The sequence below is a fragment of the Acinetobacter sp. YH12137 genome, from assembly GCF_013418535.1.
Taxonomy (GTDB): domain Bacteria; phylum Pseudomonadota; class Gammaproteobacteria; order Pseudomonadales; family Moraxellaceae; genus Acinetobacter.
Window position 1 is genome coordinate 1 of record NZ_VPBW01000083.1, and the last position, 1,852, is coordinate 1,852.

Genomic DNA, 1,852 nt, shown 5'->3' on the forward strand with positions numbered 1-1,852 from the left:
GAGTGGGAGTGACGGGCACTGGCTGGCAATGTCTAGCAACGGCAGGCATTTCGGCTGAGGGTAAAAGAACTTTCCGCTAAGCGATAGACTGTATGTAAACACAGTATTGCAAGGACGCGGAACATGCCTCATGTGGCGGCCAGGACGGCCAGCCGGGATCGGGATACTGGTCGTTACCAGAGCCACCGACCCGAGCAAACCCTTCTCTATCAGATCGTTGACGAGTATTACCCGGCATTCGCTGCGCTTATGGCAGAGCAGGGAAAGGAATTGCCGGGCTATGTGCAACGGGAATTTGAAGAATTTCTCCAATGCGGGCGGCTGGAGCATGGCTTTCTACGGGTTCGCTGCGAGTCTTGCCACGCCGAGCACCTGGTCGCTTTCAGCTGTAAGCGTCGCGGTTTCTGCCCGAGCTGTGGGGCGCGGCGGATGGCCGAAAGTGCCGCCTTGCTGGTTGATGAAGTACTGCCTGAACAACCCATGCGTCAGTGGGTGTTGAGCTTCCCGTTTCAGCTGCGTTTCCTGTTTGCCAGCCGGCCCGAGATCATGGGGTGGGTGCTGGGCATCGTTTACCGCGTCATTGCCACGCACCTGGTCAAGAAAGCGGGCCATACCCACCAAGTGGCCAAGACGGGCGCGGTCACCCTGATCCAGCGTTCTGGATCGGCGCTCAATCTGAATGTTCACTTCCACATGCTGTTTCTCGACGGTGTGTATGTCGAGCAATCCCACGGCTCAGCGCGTTTCCGCTGGGTCAAGGCGCCGACCAGCCCAGAGCTCACCCAGCTGACGCACACCATCGCCCACCGGGTGGGTCGCTATCTGGAACGGCAAGGCCTGCTGGAACGGGATGTCGAAAACAGCTATCTGGCCTCGGATGCGGTGGATGACGACCCGATGACACCCCTGCTGGGGCACTCGATCACTTACCGTATCGCTGTCGGTTCACAGGCGGGGCGAAAGGTGTTCACTTTGCAAACTCTGCCGACCAGTGGTGATCCGTTCGGTGACGGGATTGGCAAGGTAGCCGGGTCCAGCCTGCACGCCGGCGTGGCGGCCAGGGCCGATGAACGCAAGAAGCTCGAACGGCTGTGCCGGTACATCAGCCGCCCGGCGGTATCCGAGAAGCGGCTGTCGTTAACACGAGGCGGCAACGTGCGCTACCAGCTCAAGACGCCGTACCGGGACGGCACCACGCACGTCATTTTCGAACCATTGGATTTCATTGCAAGGCTGGCCGCCCTGGTACCGAAGCCCAGAGTCAACCTAACCCGCTTCCACGGGGTGTTCGCACCCAACAGTCGGCACCGGGCGTTGGTCACGCCGGCAAAACGGGGCAGGGGCAACAAGGTCAGGGTGGCTGATGAACCGGCAACACCAGCACAACGGCGAGCGTCGATGACATGGGCGCAACGGCTCAAGCGTGTTTTCAATATCGACATCGAGACCTGCAGCGGCTGCGGCGGCGCCATGAAAGTCATCGCCTGCATTGAAGACCCTATAGTGATCAAGCAGATCCTTGATCACCTGAAGCACAAAGCCGAAACCAGCGGGACCAGGGCGTTACCCGAAAGCCGGGCGCCACCGGCTGAGCTGCTCCTGGGTCTGTTTGACTGACGAGCCTGAAGGCCAACGATACCAATCAAAATGCTGCGTTCACAGCGCCGCGGCAGGGATCCGCCGTGCTGGTTGTCGGAAAAGGAGCCGCTAGTGGGAAAGAGGAGGGTAAATTTTCAGCGTTGCTGGCTCCCCGTCAGCCGGATTGGGTTGCATCGCAGGGGTGTCGAAAGAGTCAACTGCGGTCCAAAGCTGTTGGACTTGGGTGAAAAGGGCGTTTATTCTTCCTATACGT

1 protein-coding gene is annotated in these 1,852 nt (G+C 59.6%); it reads left to right on the forward strand.

The window, feature by feature from the left end; all coding sequences use genetic code 11:
• Positions 1-123 precede the first annotated feature (123 nt).
• Positions 124-1,617, forward strand: coding sequence for an IS91-like element ISVsa3 family transposase (locus tag FTU72_RS16135; protein WP_163167828.1), 1,494 nt, complete (start codon positions 124-126; stop codon positions 1,615-1,617).
• Positions 1,618-1,852: the final 235 nt, after the last annotated feature.